At 65.7% G+C, this 15,465-nt stretch carries 13 protein-coding genes and 1 tRNA gene; 6 read left to right on the top strand and 8 right to left on the bottom strand.

The window, feature by feature from the left end:
* Positions 1–142 precede the first annotated feature (142 nt).
* A complete protein-coding gene (locus XH87_RS02150) occupies positions 143–1,468 on the top strand; it encodes a PQQ-dependent sugar dehydrogenase (protein WP_271585998.1) in 1,326 nt (441 codons plus the stop codon).
* 48 nt (positions 1,469–1,516) lie between these two features.
* On the opposite strand, the gene XH87_RS02155 is transcribed toward XH87_RS02150, so the two are convergent.
* The 4 genes from XH87_RS02155 to XH87_RS02170 form a co-directional block, all read right to left on the bottom strand.
* A complete protein-coding gene (locus XH87_RS02155; RefSeq protein WP_035712952.1) occupies positions 1,517–2,098 on the bottom strand; it encodes a GDP-mannose pyrophosphatase in 582 nt (193 codons plus the stop codon).
* A 294-nt stretch (positions 2,099–2,392) separates the two neighbouring features.
* Complete coding sequence (locus tag XH87_RS02160) at positions 2,393–2,836, bottom strand: GNAT family acetyltransferase (RefSeq protein ID WP_271585999.1); 444 nt, start codon at positions 2,834–2,836, stop codon at positions 2,393–2,395.
* Positions 2,833–4,260, bottom strand: a complete 1,428-nt coding sequence (locus XH87_RS02165) for an FAD-binding oxidoreductase (RefSeq protein ID WP_271586000.1) — start codon at positions 4,258–4,260, stop codon at positions 2,833–2,835. Before XH87_RS02165 ends, XH87_RS02160 begins: the two co-directional genes overlap by 4 nt.
* 37 nt (positions 4,261–4,297) lie before the next feature.
* Positions 4,298–5,287 (bottom strand): L-threonylcarbamoyladenylate synthase, encoded by a 990-nt coding sequence (locus XH87_RS02170; RefSeq protein ID WP_271586001.1) that lies wholly within the window; start codon positions 5,285–5,287, stop codon positions 4,298–4,300.
* A gap of 68 nt (positions 5,288–5,355) precedes the next feature.
* Between XH87_RS02170 and XH87_RS02175 the strand changes: the two genes are divergently transcribed.
* A tRNA-Pro gene (locus XH87_RS02175) sits at positions 5,356–5,432 on the top strand.
* Between the two features lie 307 nt (positions 5,433–5,739).
* On the opposite strand, the gene XH87_RS02180 is transcribed toward XH87_RS02175, so the two are convergent.
* The 4 genes from XH87_RS02180 to XH87_RS02195 form a co-directional block, all read right to left on the bottom strand.
* A complete protein-coding gene (locus XH87_RS02180; protein WP_271586002.1) occupies positions 5,740–6,555 on the bottom strand; it encodes an IclR family transcriptional regulator in 816 nt (271 codons plus the stop codon).
* 119 nt (positions 6,556–6,674) lie between these two features.
* The gene (locus XH87_RS02185) at positions 6,675–7,769 is read right to left on the bottom strand and encodes an extracellular solute-binding protein (protein WP_035716418.1); all 1,095 of its coding nucleotides are present in this window, start codon (positions 7,767–7,769) and stop codon (positions 6,675–6,677) included.
* A gap of 32 nt (positions 7,770–7,801) precedes the next feature.
* Complete coding sequence (locus XH87_RS02190) at positions 7,802–9,592, bottom strand: ABC transporter permease subunit (RefSeq protein WP_271586003.1); 1,791 nt, start codon at positions 9,590–9,592, stop codon at positions 7,802–7,804.
* The gene (locus tag XH87_RS02195) at positions 9,589–10,743 is read right to left on the bottom strand and encodes an ABC transporter ATP-binding protein (protein ID WP_271586004.1); all 1,155 of its coding nucleotides are present in this window, start codon (positions 10,741–10,743) and stop codon (positions 9,589–9,591) included. Before XH87_RS02195 ends, XH87_RS02190 begins: the two co-directional genes overlap by 4 nt.
* A gap of 244 nt (positions 10,744–10,987) precedes the next feature.
* On the opposite strand from XH87_RS02195, the gene XH87_RS02200 reads away from it, so the two are divergent.
* The 4 genes from XH87_RS02200 to XH87_RS02215 are packed head-to-tail and all read left to right on the top strand — an operon-like array spanning position 10,988 to position 15,450.
* A complete protein-coding gene (locus tag XH87_RS02200) occupies positions 10,988–11,797 on the top strand; it encodes a CoA transferase subunit A (protein WP_271586574.1) in 810 nt (269 codons plus the stop codon).
* A complete protein-coding gene (locus tag XH87_RS02205) occupies positions 11,797–12,555 on the top strand; it encodes a CoA transferase (RefSeq protein WP_271586005.1) in 759 nt (252 codons plus the stop codon). Before XH87_RS02200 ends, XH87_RS02205 begins: the two co-directional genes overlap by 1 nt.
* A complete protein-coding gene (locus tag XH87_RS02210) occupies positions 12,552–14,864 on the top strand; it encodes a molybdopterin-dependent oxidoreductase (protein ID WP_271586006.1) in 2,313 nt (770 codons plus the stop codon). The genes XH87_RS02205 and XH87_RS02210 overlap by 4 nt, the downstream gene beginning before the upstream one ends.
* A gap of 16 nt (positions 14,865–14,880) precedes the next feature.
* Entirely contained in the window at positions 14,881–15,450 is a 570-nt protein-coding gene (locus XH87_RS02215) for a peroxidase-related enzyme (protein WP_271586007.1), read from the top strand.
* The last annotated feature ends 15 nt before the right edge of the window (positions 15,451–15,465 follow it).

Below are 15,465 nucleotides of genomic sequence, written 5' to 3' on the forward strand. Positions count from 1 at the left end.
CGCACCTATCTGAGGTGTTTTCCAGTACGATGGGTTGCACCCGATGCACATCGCGCGTGCATCAGCTGACATGGGATGCGGCAGAGCTTCGATCTGCCGCTGCTGTGGCGTCGATGGTCGAGATTGCAGGCCGGGAGGACACGTGAAGAGCAGAATTTTGTCCGTCGCACTATCCGCGGGGCTGCTGGTGGCAACCAGTGCGCGGGCCGAGCCGGTGCTGCGGGGCAAGGACGCCTATGGCGATTGGAAGTCCGACAAGCCAGGCACGGTCAGGCTGATCCGGCCGCAGGATCTGGTCAGGCCCGGCGCCACGCGGTCGGTCGCGAGCACCGCGCGCGTGGTGCCGCGTCCGCAGGACACCTCGCCCCAGGTGCCGGCCGGCTTCAGGATCGAGCTGTTCGCCGAAGGCCTGCGTGCGCCGCGCATCATACGCGTGGCGCCGAACGGCGATGTCTTCGTCGCTGAGACGCGCGCCGGCAACATCCGCGTGTTGCGCGCCGGCGAGGGCGGCAAGGTCGCGACCAGCGAGGTGTTCGCCAGCGGCCTGCGGCAACCGTTCGGGATCGCGTTCTTTCCGAACGGCGACAATCCGCAATGGGTCTACGTCGCCAACACCGACGGCGTCGTCCGCTTTCCCTATCAGGCCGGCGATCTCAAGGCGCGCGGCAAGGCCGAGACCATCGTGGCAAGCCTGCCGCATGACGGCGGCCACTCCACCCGCGATATCGTCTTCACGCCGGACAACAAGCGCATGCTGGTGTCCGTCGGCTCGCTCAGCAATGTCGCGGAAGGCATGGGCACGCCGCCGGGCGGGATGGAGGCGTGGTCGAAGACGCAGCCGCTCGGCGCGGTCTGGGCGAGCGAGACCGAGCGCGCCGCCGTGCTGGCCTTCAATCCCGACGGCAGGGAGCGCAAGATCTACGCCACCGGCATCCGCAACTGCGTCGGTCTCGCGGTCCAGCCGCAGAGCGGTCTGCCCTGGTGCTCGACCAATGAGCGCGACGGTCTCGGCGACGATCTCGTGCCCGACTACGTGACCGGTGTGAAGGAGGGCGCCTTCTATGGCTGGCCGTGGTTCTACATCGGCGGTAACGAAGACCCGCGCCATGCCGGCGCGCGGCCGGATCTCAAGGACAAGGTGACGGTGCCCGACGTGCTGATCCAGCCGCACTCGGCCTCGCTCGGCATGACCTTCTATCAGGGCACGCAGTTTCCGTCCGAATACCAGGGCGACGCCTTCGCCGCCGAGCACGGCTCCTGGAACCGATCCAGGCGCACCGGCTACAAGGTGATCCGCATCAAGATGACGGATGGCAAGCCGACAGGGGAGTACGAGGACTTCGTCACGGGGTTCGTGGTGAGCGATACCGAAGTGTGGGGCAGGCCGGTGGGTGTCGCCGTGGCGAAGGATGGATCACTGCTGGTCTCGGAGGACGGCAACGGCACGATCTGGCGGGTGACGCACTGACTTCACCCTCCCCTGGAGTGCCCTCCAGGGGAGGGTGAAGAGCGTCATCTACCTGAACACATGCAGCGCCGCATATTGCAGCAGCATGATCGCCTTGGCGTCGATGATGCGGCCGTCGGCGATCATCGCCAGGGCCTCGTCGATGCCGAGCTCCAGCACCTCGATGTCCTCGCCCTCGTGTTCGAGGCCGCCACCGTCGCTCACCCGCATCGAAGGCTCGTACTCGGCGATGAAGAAATGCAGCTTCTCGGTGATCGCGCCGGGGCTCATGAAGGCCTCGAACACCTTGTGGACGTGGTGCAGGCGATAGCCGGTTTCCTCCTCGGCCTCGGCGCGGATGCGCACCTCGGGGGAGGCATCGTCGAGCACGCCGGCGGCCGCCTCGATCAGGAGATCGTCGTAGCCGCGGATGAACGCCGGCAGGCGAAACTGGCGCACCAGGATCACGGTGCGCCGTGCAAGGTTGTAAGGCAGCACGGCGGCGGCGTTGTCGCGCTCATAGGTTTCCCGATGCTGCGTCTGCCATTCGCCATTGGCGCGCCGGTAGTCGAAGGTCGTGGTCTTCAGGGGAGTCCAGCCGTCAGAGAGCACGCGGACGTCCTTGATGCGGACGCGGTCGGAAATGGTCATGAAGCCTCTCTGTTTCTTCACCTCGCCCCGCTTGCGGGAGGGCAATCGCATATGACTTCCGAGCGGCAGTTTAGCAAGCGCCTCGTCCTTCGAGACGACCGCTTCGCGGTCTCCTCAGGATGAGGCTAAGCAGCGTTGGTGCCCGTTGAAACGCGTGCCGCGCACCAGGTCCTCATCCTGAGGGCCCGCCAACGGCGGGCGTCTCGAAGGATGGCCACAGGCGAGATCGCTCCCATATGCGATTGCCCTGCCGCAAGCGGGGCGAGGGGGCGCAGCTGCGTTCGCGATCGCATCTCAGTTGCCTGGCGCGGTCGCGCGGCCGTCGAGCCACTTCTGGAACATCACGGAGGTGGATTCCTCGAAGCCGAGCGAGCCGTAGAACGCGTTGGCCTGCGCGTTCTCGCGGCGGACCAGCAGCTGCAGTTTTGGAATTCCGGCGGCGCGCAGCCAGTCCTCTGCCGCAGCCATGATGACTCGGCCATGGCCGCGCTTCCGGCTGTCGGGGTCGACCGCGACGTAATAGACCCAGCCGCGATGGCCGTCATGGCCGACCATGACGCTCGCGACGATCGCGCCATTGTCGCGGCCGAGCAGCACGGTCGAGTTGTCGCGCTGCCGCGCCAGCGCGATGTCGGCATGCGGGTCGTTCCAGGGCCGCGTCAGTCCGCAGCGCTGCCACAGCGCGACGACCTTCTCGACATCGGCATCGGCGATGGCATCGATCGCAAGGGGGCTCACAGCACCTTCCCCGGATTCATGATGCCGAGCGGGTCGAGCATCGCCTTGATGGAGCGCATCAGCTCGATCGCGGTCTTGTCTTTCACCTCGGGCAGCTCGTCGCGCTTGAGCACGCCGATGCCGTGCTCGGCCGAGATCGAGCCGCCCATGCGCAGCACGATCTCGAACACCACCGCGTTCATCTCGTGCCAGCGCGCCAGGAAATCCGCGGTGTCGGCGCCGATCGGCTGGCTGACATTGTAGTGTAGATTGCCGTCGCCGAGATGGCCGAACGGCACCGGCCGCGCACCGGGGATCAGCTTCACCACGGCTTCATCGGCCTCGGCGATGAAGGCGGGCACGGCGGCGACGGGCACGGAGATGTCGTGCTTGATCGAGCCGCCCTCCGGCTTCTGCGCCGCGGACATCTCGTCGCGCAGCTTCCAGAACGCACCGCGCTGGGCAAGGCTCGCCGCGATCACGGCGTCGTCGACGATCTCGTCCTCCATGGCGCGGGCGAGGATCGTCTCGAGCGGCGTGCGGGCATCCTCGCTGGATACGGACAATTCCATCAGCACGTACCAGGGATGCTTCGCTTGAAGCGGATCGCGCACGTCGATGCCGTGCCGCACCGAGAAATCGACCGCCATCTCCGACAGCAGCTCGAAGCTCGTCAGCGCATTGGCGGCCTCGCCTTGCGCGATCGTCAGCAGCTTCAGCGCCGCCGCCGGCGACTTCAGCCCGACGAAGGCCGTCTCGATCGCCCGCGGCTTCGGAAACAGCCTCAAGGTCGCCGCCGTGATGATGCCGAGCGTGCCTTCGGCGCCGATGAAGAGGTTGTGCAAATTGTAGCCGGTATTGTCCTTCTTCAGCTTCGAGAGCGCATTGAGCACGCGCCCGTCGGCGAGCACCACCTCGAGGCCCAGCGCCATCTCGCGCGCGACCCCATAGGCGAGCGCCGCGGTGCCGCCGGCATTGGTCGAGAGATTGCCGCCGATGGTGCAGCTGCCCTCGGCGCCGAGCGACAGCGGAAAAAGCCGGTCGACTTCGGCCGCCTTCGCCTGCGCGATCTGCAGCACCACGCCGGCCTCGCAGGTCATGGTGTTGGAGGCGGTGTCGACCTCGCGGATCTTGTCGAGCCGGCGCAGCGACACCACCACCTCGCCATTGTGCGGCGTCTGCCCGCCGACGAGGCCGGTATTGCCGCCCTGCGGCACCAGCGCGATTCCGTGCGCGGAGGCGAGCTTGCAGATCGCGGACACCTCCGCGGTCGAGCCCGGGCGCAGCACCAGCGGCGAGCGGCCGTGAAACAGGTTGCGCTCCTCGGTGACGTAGGCCTCGATGTCGGATGCATCGGTGATCGCGTGCCTGTCGCCGACGATCCTACGGAACTGGTCGATCAATTCGGGCGCAAGCGGCGGGGTGGCTGATTTATTGACGTTCATTGTCGTGTCTCTTCTCAAGCTTCTTGTCTCAAGCGCCTTATCGGGCAACCGCGGCCCGCCGCAGCCGGTCGTTGATCGCTTCGCCAAGTCCTTCCTCGGGAATCGGCATCACCGCGATCCCTCGCGGGCCCTTCGCATCGAGGCTGCGAAGATAGCCGAACAGATTGGCGGCGGCTTCATCGAGATCACCGCTGGGCGATAAATTCATGACGGCGGCGGCAGCGTCAGCACCAGGCAGCCGCTCGGGGCCGAACGCCAGCAGCGCCTCGCCCGGCGCCACCTCGCGCGCATGGAGCCGCACGTCGGCGCGCGGCGCGTAGTGCGAGGCCAGCATGCCCGGCGCCAGCGGCTGGCCGTCGTCGCTTTCGGCCTCCATCGGCGGCCGCGCCAGCGGCGCGCCCAGCACCGCCTCGATCCGTTCGCGCGAGAGCCCGCCGGGGCGGAGCAGCATCGGCGCGTCGATGCAGCCGACGATGGTCGATTCGACCCCGACCGTAACAGGCCCGCCGTCGACGATCAGGTCGATCCGCCCCGACAAGTCGCTCTCGACATGGGCGGCCAGGGTCGGCGAGACGTGGCCGGAGATGTTGGCGGACGGCGCCACCACGGCCCCGCCAAAGGCGCGCAGGATCGCCTGCGCCACCGGATGTGCGGGGATGCGGATGGCGACCGTGTCGAGGCCGGCGGTGGCGAGATCCGCCACCGGGCAGTCGTCCGTCTTCGGCACCACCAGCGTCAGCGGCCCCGGCCAGAACGCCTCCGCAAGCTCCAGGGCGCGGGCATCGAACCGCCCGATCCGCTGCGCGGCCCTGAGGTCGGCGACATGGGCGATCAGCGGATTGAACGCCGGCCGCCCCTTTGCGGCGTAGAGATGGGCGATCGCGGTGGCATTGGCGGCGTCGGCGCCGAGCCCGTAGACCGTCTCGGTCGGAAACGCGACCAGCCCGCCGGCCGCAAGTCGCCGGGCGGCGGCTTCCGCGCCGGCCGCGCCGGCCGGCAAAATCAGCGTTTCAACACCCGTTTTCACAGGGACAAAATTCCTCGGCTCGGCCGCTTGCAGTGCGTCAAACCCGACGCTATAAGCCGCCTTCTTGTCGGAGTGTGGCTCAGCCCGGTAGAGCACTGCGTTCGGGACGCAGGGGTCGCAGGTTCGAATCCTGCCACTCCGACCAAATCTTCTAGAATTTTCAACGACTTACCTTTTTGCAGCTGATCACTGCGCGTTCCTTCGGTAAGACTACCCAGACGCAATGATCGCCACCTCTAAGACCACAAAAACTCTGAAGAATCGAGCGTTCAGGTAAGGCATCTGCGATGTCTACTGCGCTGTTCGACCAATCATTGTAGCACGGAAATACTGCATCCCTTCGCTGTGTGTGCGGTTGACCTTTACGCAGCAATTTGCCGCCGTCAAAGGCGAGCTTGCTCGATCTCCGTCCGCGCTGCCACGGCCGGCTGCGGACATCGTGGCCGGCAAGATCAGGGGGCGCGGCGCGATTGATGTGACGGCGCAGGATCGCCTCTCATGGCGGGATAGGCCGCAGGTCTGTTGGAATAGCCGAGGGCGGCGCCGATGGTTCGGGCCGCCTCCATCACGTGAACCGAATATTCCCTGATCTGCTTGCGCTTGATGCGCGTGTCGGGCCCGGACATGCCGATCGCTCCGACGAGCTCGCCGGAGCGACCGAGGATCGCGCAAGCGCAGGCCGCGATGCCCTCGCGCCACTCGCCGTGCAGCACGGAGGAGTAGCCCTGCGCGCGTGCCAGCTCGATGTCCTCGCGCAGCTCCTTGATCGTCGTGCGCGTCGTCTCGGTGTAGCGCCTGAGATGCGGGCGGAATCGCTCCAGGTAGTCGTCAGGCATGTATGCGAGCATCGCCTTCCCCGTCGCCATGGTGAACGCGGGGGCGCGCATGCCGACGCTCGTATGGGCGCGGATATGGTGCGCGCTTTCGATCTTGTCGACGTAGACGACGTCGGTATCCTCGAGCACGGACAGGTGAATGGTTTCGCCGGTTATCTCGGCGAGCTTCGTCATCGCCGGACGCGCGACGTTGATGAGGTCCATCCGGTGGATGACGTGGCTGCCGAGCGCCCAGATCTTGGTGGTGAGCTCATACATGCTGTGCGGGGGTATCTGGCGCACATAGCCTTGGGACTGCAAGGTCATCAGCAGCCGGTGCACGTTGCTCTTGGTGAGCTTCAGCTCGCTCGCGAGGTCCGTGACCCCACGAGGCTGCTCGCTCAGAGCAAGTGCTTCCAGGAGACGCAGTCCCTTGATAAAAGCCTTATCCATCCGCCAGCCGAAACAGAATGATCTTTCGTCCGATCTAGCATGGCCCGACCACCGGCCATAGCCCGCGATGGGGTAACCCCGATTCTTCCGGATCGGGGTTACCACGCGGGTCGGCCTGCCTATTGGGCCAGCAAGGCGTTGAGCTTCTCCTGCCCGTACTCCTCGTTGGTGGAGTTTCCGGCCGGGGACCGTGCGCCCCAATAATCCGGGCTCCACTCGATCGCCTTCGAGATGTTGTCCGGGTTGTTGGCCCAGTAGCGGGCGAGCTTCTTGTCGGTCGCCGCCTCGAACACGACCTTGGAGGGAAGGGCGACCGGGAAGGTCGAGGTGAGCTGCGCCGCGCGCTTGGGCTCGAGCCGCCAGGACAGCAGCTTCAGCGCGTTGTCGTAGTTCGGCGCTCCCTTGGGGATCGAGAAGAAGTCGTAGTAGACGAAGCCCTGATTGAAGGTCAGCTCGATCGGCGCGCCCTCCAGGGCGAGCTTGCTCATCGAACCGGTGTAGGCCATGCACATGTCGGCCTCGCCGTCGAGCAGCAGCTGCGGCGGCTGTGCGGCCGTCGTCCACCATTTGGCGATATGGGGCTTGATCTCCTTGATCTTCTTCAGCGCCCGTTCCATGTCGATCGGGTAGAGCTTGCTCTTCTCCACGCCGTCGGCCATCAGCGCCGCCTCGAATACGAAACGCGGCCAGGCGGGCATGCAGCGCCGGCCGGGAAATTTCTTCACGTCCCAGAAGTCGGCCCAGCTCGTCGGTACGTTTTCTCCCTTGTACTTGTCCTTGTTGTAGACGAGGCCGACGCCGATCACCTGCAATGCCACGCCCTTCTTGCGCTTCAGGTTGTCCGGCATCGCCGCCAGCGTCTGTTTCGCCGCCTCGGAAAGCTTGGAATAGTCGATATCGGCCAGGCAGCAGTCGCCGAGCAGCTTCGTTTCCTGGTCGAAGATGAACGTCAGATCCCATTGCGCCTTGCCGGCTTCGGCTTGCGCCTTGATGCGCGGGCCGCTACGGGCCTCCTGGACGGTGACGACCTTGATGCCGGTCTCCTTCTCGAACGGGTCGTACATGACCTTGCGCAATGCATCGCCATATCCGCCGCCCGGATCCTGCATGATCACGACGTTGCTCTGCGCCTGAGCCAGACCCGTTCCCATCGCGACGAACAGGGCCGAGGCCAATACGGAAGCCGATAGTCGCAAGCGTTTCATTCCCAGCATTTTCTCTTTCCTCCAGTTGAAATGGATCTGTGTCACGCCGCCTTCCGCGATGTGGCGAGAACGGGGCGTGCAAGGACGAGCCCTGCCACCACCAGCAGCACCTCCAGCGTCGAGACCACGGCCAGCACCGGATTGAGGCGATAGTTGATGTCGCCCCACAGCATGAGCGGAAGCGTCTTCAGCTCCGCACTCGACAGGAACAGCGTCAGCACCAGCTCGTCGAACGAATGCAGGAAGGCGAAGAACGTCGCCGCAGCGAGGCCCGGCATGATGGCCGGCAGCGTCACCAGGCGGAACACCGTCAAGGACGATGCGCCGTGGACGGCGGCCGCCTGTTCGAGCCTCGTATCGACGCCTTGAAGCGAAGCGGACAGGATCACCACGACGATCGGAAGGCCGCCGATCGCATGCGCGGCGGCGAGGCCGAAGACGGAGCCGACGAGATCGAAACGCAGGAACAGGCTGTAGAGCGACAGGCCGAGCACAACCGGCGGGACGATGATCGGGCTCACCAGCAGCAGCATGATGGCGGACTTGCCGCGGATTGAGCTCCTGACGATGCCGAGCGCCGCCGACGCGCCCAGCACGATCGCAATGCCGGCCGACATCGCCGCGACGATCAGGGATGTCCAGAACGCTCGCATCCAGTTCGAATCGGAGAAGAACTGCTCGTACCAGCGCAGTGAAAAGCCCGGCGGCGGGAAGGTCAGATAGCTTGCACTGCTGAAGGAGATGATCATCACCACGATGATCGGCAGGATGAGAATGGCGATGACCAGGCCGCCCATCAGGCGAACGGTCCAGGTCCCGCAGCTCGCGGGCAGGCGCCCGAACAGCCTCAGGAGCGGCCAGCCGATCAGATCGGCGGCCGAGGCGCCGAGACTGCGGCCGCTGGCACCTGCCGCCCGCCGGTTCGTGGCTTTCGGCGTTGCCTCCGTCAGCTTGCGGCCGCCCCAGATGAACTCGAAGCCGAGGAAGCGTCCGGCCACCGCGACCACGGCCAATGTGATCGTCAGCAGCACCACGCCCAGGGCCTGCAGGAATCCCTCCGATGTCACCGAGTCTGCCTGCTGGGTGATATGCATCGCAAACATCTGGTCACCGGGGCCCCCGAGCAGGGTCGGCGTAATGAAGAAGCCGATCGCGGCGACGAAGACCAGCAGGAAGCCGGCGCCCATGCCGGGCAAGGTCAGCGGCAGCAGCACGCGCCAGAAAGCCGCAATGGGCCCGGCGCCGCTCGCGAGCGCCGCGCGGGTCAGGCTTTGGTCAAGACGCGCCACGCTGGAATAGATCGTCAGCACCATCAACGGCAGAAGCACCGCGGTCATGCCGAGAAGCACCGTGCCGCGATTGAACAGAAGCTGCACGGGCTCGCTCAATATGCCGACCGAAACCAGCAGCTTGTTCACCGGCCCGTTGCGGCCGAGCAGGACCATCCAGGCATAGGTCCGGATCAGGATGGCGATGAAATAGGGCAGCACGATCGCGGTCGCGATCAGGACCTGGGCGATGCCGCGACTGCGGTGAATGAGCAGCGCGGTCGGATATCCGAACAGCAGGCACAGGCCGGCGACCGTGACCGAGATCTGCATCGTGCGGACGAGCGAATCCCAATAGAGCGGTATCGCGAAGACCCGCGCGAAATACGACGACCACGACGGCCCGCTCACGCTGATACGGACGAGATCGATCAGCGGGAGGAGATAGATGAAGGCCAGGAAGGCAAGCGCGGGCAGGAGCAGCAGCGCCGGATCCTTCAACCTCCTGACGAGATCGAGATCCGCAGGGCGGTCCGCCTGGGCGACGATCGATGCCGAGGTCATGCAAGCACCCAGCAGTCCGCGGCGCCCCAGCTCGCGTGGAGGCGATCCCCGACGGCCGGCAGGGGCCGGTCGGCCATGTCGGTGCACCGGATCAGGAGCGGTTCTCCGCCCTCCATTTGCGCCTCGATCCGCAGGATCTCGCCGAGGAAGATCGCGGACGTGACGCTGACGGGCACGGAATTCGCAGTCGGCTCGTTCGACACGGCGATGCGTTCCGGACGCACGAGCACGGTTGCGCGCCCGACGTCGATCGTGTCCCGGCTTTCGGCGCTGAACACGTATCCTGCACGGTTCTTCATCGTCAGCGTCGATCCGCGCTTCTGCAGAATCTCCGCATCGACCAGATTGCTCTCGCCGACGAACGAGGCGACGAAGCGATCGGTCGGATGTCGATAGATGTCCAGCGGGCGGCCGATCTGAACGATCCTGCCGGCGTTGAGCACCGCGATGCGGTCGCTCATGGTCAGGGCTTCGCCCTGATCATGCGTGACGAACAGGATCGTGCTGCCGATGGTCTGGTGAAGGTCGCGGATCTCGATCTGGATCTGCTCGCGCAACCGCCTGTCGAGGGCGCTGAGCGGCTCGTCCATCAACACGACCTTGGGCCGCCTGACGATGGCGCGGGCGATCGCGACGCGCTGCTGCTGCCCGCCCGACATCTGGGAAGGAGACTTCGTCGCATGCTCCGTCAGGCGCATGATCTCCAGCGTTTCGGCGACGCGTCGATCCGCCGTGGCTCGGTCGACGCCCGCCATGCGAAGCGGAAACGCGACGTTCTGGCTGACCGTCATGTTCGGAAACAGGGCGTAGCTCTGGAACACCATGCCGAAGCCGCGCTTGTGCGTGGGCACGTTGTGGACCGGCTTGCCATCGACGAGGATCTCGCCGCTGTCGAGGCTCTGGAAGCCGGCCACGAGATTGAGCAGCGTCGTTTTTCCGCTGCCGGAGGGGCCAAGAAGCGTGATGAATTCGCCGGGCTCGATGTCGATGCTGATCCGGTCGACGGCATGAAAGCTGCCGTAGGTCTTCACCGCGTCGCGGACGGCGATGCTCGATCCGATCGCGTCGCGTTCCCGGAGGCGGCCGGTCGGCAATGTCCGACCGTTCGCATCGCCGGAGCGCATCGTGCGCTGAGCCGCGGGCTCACCCATTCTTTCCTCCCAACGTGTTCTATATTGTAGAACGATATTCCAATTATTGTTGGCGTGGCGCGCCGTCTTGTCAAGTCGAGCTGACCGATCGCCGCGCAATGGCGCGCCGCCCGCGACCGGCCGCGCAATCGGGAGCCCTGCAAATACAGGCTTCGCAGCGAAGCCAGATTGACAGCGCCGTCGAAATCCGCCTAACATAAATTTGGAATTACGTTCTACAATATAGAACACGACAGGGAGGATGATGGTGTTGAGCGAGCCTCGCGTGATGGCGAAGCACATCGAGCCGGGCATGCGCGTGGCGCTGCCGGTCGACTATGCCGGCGTCTCCATGGCCATGACGCAGCCGATCATCGAGCGTGGCGCGGGCGATCTCGATCTGGTCTGCGTGCCAACCGGCGGATTGCAGGTCGACCAGCTTGTCGGCGCGGGTCTGGTCCGCTCGGTGGAGACCAGCGCCGTCTCGCTGGGTGAGGCGGGTGGTGCGCCCCGGTTCAACGCTGCGGTCAAGGAAGGCGCCGTTCGATTGAAGGACGCGACCTGTCCAGCCATCCATGCCGGCCTGATGGCGGCGCAGAAGGGCAGTCCCTTCATGCCGCTCCGGGGGCTGATCGGAACGGACCTGCTCCGCCATCGCGACGATTGGCGCGTCGTCGACAATCCGCTGGCGGACGGAGGCGATCCGATCGTGCTGATTCCGGCCATCAAGCCCGACGTCACGATCTTCCACGTGCCCATGGCAGATCGCTTCGGCAATGTCTGGATCGGACGGCGACGCGAGCTTGCCGCGATGGCTTACGCCTCGCGCATCGTTCTGGTCACGGTGGAACGGGTCGTCGAGGAAAATCTGCTTGCGGACGAGATGAGCGCCGCCGGCGTGCTGCCGGCGCTCTACGTCACGGCGGTCGCGCGCGCTCCGAAGGGGGCGTGGCCCTACGGTCTGTGGGGTGAATACCCGGCCGATAGCGCGGAGATCGCGCGCTATGCGAAGGCCGCGCGAACGGCCGACGGCTTCTCGGCCTACATGGCCCGGGCGCAGATGGAGTCCGCGTGATGACCGAGGTCCTCCCTCGCGAAGTGCTGATCTGCACGATCGCGCGGCTGCTCGATGGCGTCAGGCATGTCGCGGTCGGAGCCTCGTCTCCCATTCCCGCCGCCGGCGCGATGCTGCTGCGTGCAATGAAGCAAGCGGGCGGCGCGGCCGGCCCACGCATCTCCATCCTCGGTTCTGTCGAGCACAATTTCTTCACCAACGGTTCGGCGGAATTGTTCGATTGCGCGGGCCAGGGCCGGATCGATGCGTTCTTCCTCGGCGGCGGCCAGATCGACGGCGTGGGCAACGTGAACCTCGTCGGGGCCGGGGACTATCCGCGCTCGACCGTGCGCTGGCCGGGCTCGTTCGGGTCGGCCTATCTCTATTTCGTCGTGCCGCGAGTCATCCTGTTCCGCGAGGAGCATACCCCGCGCGTCTTCGTCGAGAAGGTGGACTTCATCAGTGCCCCGGGTGTCAGCCCTGAGGGAGTCTTCCGGAGCGGCGGTCCCATCGCCCTCTTGACCGGCAAGGGCCTCTTCCGCTTCGACAAGACGCGGCCGGGGTTCGAGCTGGAGAGCGTCCATCCCGGGCACGATCTTGCGGAGATCAAGGAGGCGACCGGCTTTCGGTTCGCCCATGATGCCGAGCCGCGGCAGACTGCGCTGCCCGATCGATCGACGCTCGACTTGCTCCGCGGCCGCGTCTTCGACGAGCTCGCCGAGACCTATCCGGAATTCGCCGCGCAGATGCGGCGCGATCTCGTGGCGGTCGACGCATGAGCAGGATCAAGCGGGTCCCGCATTGCAGTCATTGGGGTGCGTACACGATCCTGGTCGAGGATGACCGCATCGTCGGCGTGGAGCCGTTCGAGCACGATCCCGCGCCGTCCCCGATCATCCATTCCATTGCCGAATGGGCCAACCCGCAGCGCCGCGTGCTGCGGCCGATGGTTCGTTCCGGCTGGCTGGACAAGCGCGAGAAAAGCGATCGCCGTGGACGCGGCCGGGAGAAATTCGTGCCGGTGAGCTGGGACGAGGCGACGACGCTGGTCGCCGACGAAGTGCGCCGCGTCGCCGGCACGTTCGGCAACGCCTCGATCTTCGCGGGGTCTTATGGCTGGACCAATTCCGGCCGCCTGCATCATGCGTCTTCGCTTCTGAAGCGCATGCTCAATCTGGTTGGCGGCTTCACCAGGCACGTCGACACCTATTCCATCGCGGCGGGTCCCGTGATCCTGCGCCACACGCTGGGCAGCGACGACGCATGCGGCGGCCGCGCCAATACGCTCGACACGATCGCGCAGCACACCGGGACGCTGGTGGTGTTCGGCGCTCTGTCGCCGCGAACCGCGCAAAACGAGGCCGGAGGAATTGGCAGCCATCGCCTTGAGACCTATCTCAGGAAAATCGTCGAGCGCGGCGTCAAGGTCATTCACGTCTCGCCCCTGAAGGACGATCTGCCCGACTGGGTCGATGCCGACTGGTGGCCGATCCGGCCGAACACGGACGCTGCGCTGATGCTCGGCCTTGCCGGCGAGATCGTGAAGGCGGGCCGGCACGATACCGATTTCCTCGCGCGCTGCACCAGCGGCGCGGATCGCCTGCTTGGCTATCTGGAAGGCAAGACGGATAGCGTGCGCAAGGAGGCTGTGTGGGCCGCGGGCATCTGCGGCCTCGATGCGGACAGGATCGCGGAGCTGGCAAGGCGCCTGGTCGACACGCGGAGCATGCTGACGGTGAGCTGGAGCCTCCAGCGCGCCCATCACGGCGAACAGCCGTTCTGGGCGGCGCTCGGGCTTGCATCGGTCGTCGGCCAGATCGGATTGCCGGGCGGCGGCGTCGGCTACGGCTACGCTTCCCTGGGGGGCGTGGGAGCCCCGCTCAACCTGGGCAGGTCTCCAGCTATCTCACAACTGGCCAGGCCGATCGACAGCTTCATCCCGGTGGCGCGGATCAGCGACATGCTGCTCAATCCCGGCAGTCCATTCAGCTATGAAGGCGAGATCCGCACCTATCCGGATACGAGGCTGGTCTATTGGGCGGGCGGCAATCCCTATCACCATCATCAGGATCTCAATCGCCTGTCGGAAGCCTGGACGAGGCCCGAGACGATCATCGTGCAGGACCCGATGTTCACGGCGACAGCCCAGCGGGCCGACATCGTGCTGCCCGCAACCACGTCGATCGAGCGCAACGATATTGCCGGCAACAGGCGTTCCGACTTCATCCTGGTGATGAAGAAGGCGATCGAGCCGCTGGGCGAATCCCGTTCCGACTTCGCGATCTTCGACGCGATTGCAGGCAAGCTCGGAGTGGCCGATCGCTTCAACGAGGGCCGCGACGAGATGGGCTGGATCCGGCATCTCTACGAAGCCTGCCGCGGCGACGCCTCGGAGCGTCTCGGCTTCGCGATGCCGGATTTCGATGCGTTCTGGGAAGCCGGCCATGCCCGCTGCCCGGTCAAGGCAGAGCACACCTTCCTGGCCGACTTTCGCAACGAGCCGGAGGCGCATGCGCTCAGGACCGAAAGCGGAAAGATCGTGCTCGGCAGCGAGAGGCTGGCCAGGCTGGACTATGCTGATTGCCGCTCGCATCCCGCGTGGATCGAGCCGGCTGAATGGCTCGGCAACGCCGCCGACGCCGGCCAGATGCACCTCATCTCGCACCAGCCGGCTGGCCGCCTTCACAGCCAGCTCGAAACCGGGGCATCGAGCCGGGCCATGAAGCGCAATGGCCGTGAGCAGGCTCGCCTTCATCCCGACGACGCGGCAGCTCTCGGCATCGCCGACGGCCAGACGATCCGCATCTGGAACGGCCGCGGGGAATGCCTTGCGACCGCGGAGGTCACCGGCAAGGTCCGCCAAGGCGTGCTGGTGCTCCCGACCGGCGCCTGGTTCACGCCGACAGGCAATAGCGGCCTCGAGGTCGCCGGCAATCCGAACGTGCTCACGCTCGATATCGGCACGTCTCAATTCGGCCAGGGCTGTTCGGCTCACACCTGCCTCGTGCGGGTCGAGCCGCACGCCGCCGATCGGCGCGATGCGTTCGAGGCCTATCAGGAAACGCTTGTCGCGCTCGCGGCAATTTAACAGGAGCTTGGAAAACATGTCTGCGTCCGCCATCAGCCGCTTTCCCGTCCCCGACATCGCAAAGCTCCCTACGGATATCCGCTCGCGCATCGAGGCGGTTCAGGAGAAGTCCGGCTTCGTCCCCAACGTCTTCCTGACGCTCGCGCATCGTCCGGACGAGTTTCGGGCGTTCTTCGCCTACCACGACGCGCTGATGGACAAGCCCGGCCCGATCACCAAGGCCGAGCGCGAGATGATCGTGGTGGCGACCAGCAGCGCCAATCAATGCCAGTATTGCGTCGTCGCGCACGGCGCCATCCTGCGCGTACGGGCGAAGAATCCGCTGATCGCGGACCAGGTCGCGGTCAATTACCGCAAGGCCGACATCACCGCCCGGCAGAGGGCGATGCTCGATTTCGCGATGAAGGTCTCGGCGCGCGCCTATGAGGTGGACGATTCCGACATCCAGGATCTGAAGGGACACGGATTCACGGAGGAGGACGTCTGGGACATTGCGGCCATCGCTGCATTCTTCGGCATGTCGAACCGCCTCGCCAACGTCACCAGCATGCGTCCGAACGACGAGTTCTACGCGATGGGACGCTGAACGCCTCGGACGAAG

This window comes from Bradyrhizobium sp. CCBAU 53415 (assembly GCF_028128735.1).
Classification (GTDB): domain Bacteria; phylum Pseudomonadota; class Alphaproteobacteria; order Rhizobiales; family Xanthobacteraceae; genus Bradyrhizobium.

Excerpts from the sequence above, each read along its gene's own strand:
- XH87_RS02180 (WP_271586002.1), bottom strand. The coding sequence starts at position 6,555 with ATGGATAAGGCTTTTATCAAGGGACTGCGTCTCCTGGAAGCACTTGCT.
- XH87_RS02205 (WP_271586005.1), top strand. The coding sequence starts at position 11,797 with ATGACCGAGGTCCTCCCTCGCGAAGTGCTGATCTGCACGATCGCGCGG.
- XH87_RS02215 (WP_271586007.1), top strand. The coding sequence starts at position 14,881 with ATGTCTGCGTCCGCCATCAGCCGCTTTCCCGTCCCCGACATCGCAAAG.
- XH87_RS02155 (WP_035712952.1), bottom strand. The coding sequence starts at position 2,098 with ATGACCATTTCCGACCGCGTCCGCATCAAGGACGTCCGCGTGCTCTCT.
- XH87_RS02190 (WP_271586003.1), bottom strand. The coding sequence starts at position 9,592 with ATGACCTCGGCATCGATCGTCGCCCAGGCGGACCGCCCTGCGGATCTC.
- XH87_RS02165 (WP_271586000.1), bottom strand. The coding sequence starts at position 4,260 with ATGAACGTCAATAAATCAGCCACCCCGCCGCTTGCGCCCGAATTGATC.
- XH87_RS02210 (WP_271586006.1), top strand. The coding sequence starts at position 12,552 with ATGAGCAGGATCAAGCGGGTCCCGCATTGCAGTCATTGGGGTGCGTAC.
- XH87_RS02195 (WP_271586004.1), bottom strand. The coding sequence starts at position 10,743 with ATGGGTGAGCCCGCGGCTCAGCGCACGATGCGCTCCGGCGATGCGAAC.
- XH87_RS02200 (WP_271586574.1), top strand. The coding sequence starts at position 10,988 with ATGGTGTTGAGCGAGCCTCGCGTGATGGCGAAGCACATCGAGCCGGGC.
- XH87_RS02185 (WP_035716418.1), bottom strand. The coding sequence starts at position 7,769 with ATGCTGGGAATGAAACGCTTGCGACTATCGGCTTCCGTATTGGCCTCG.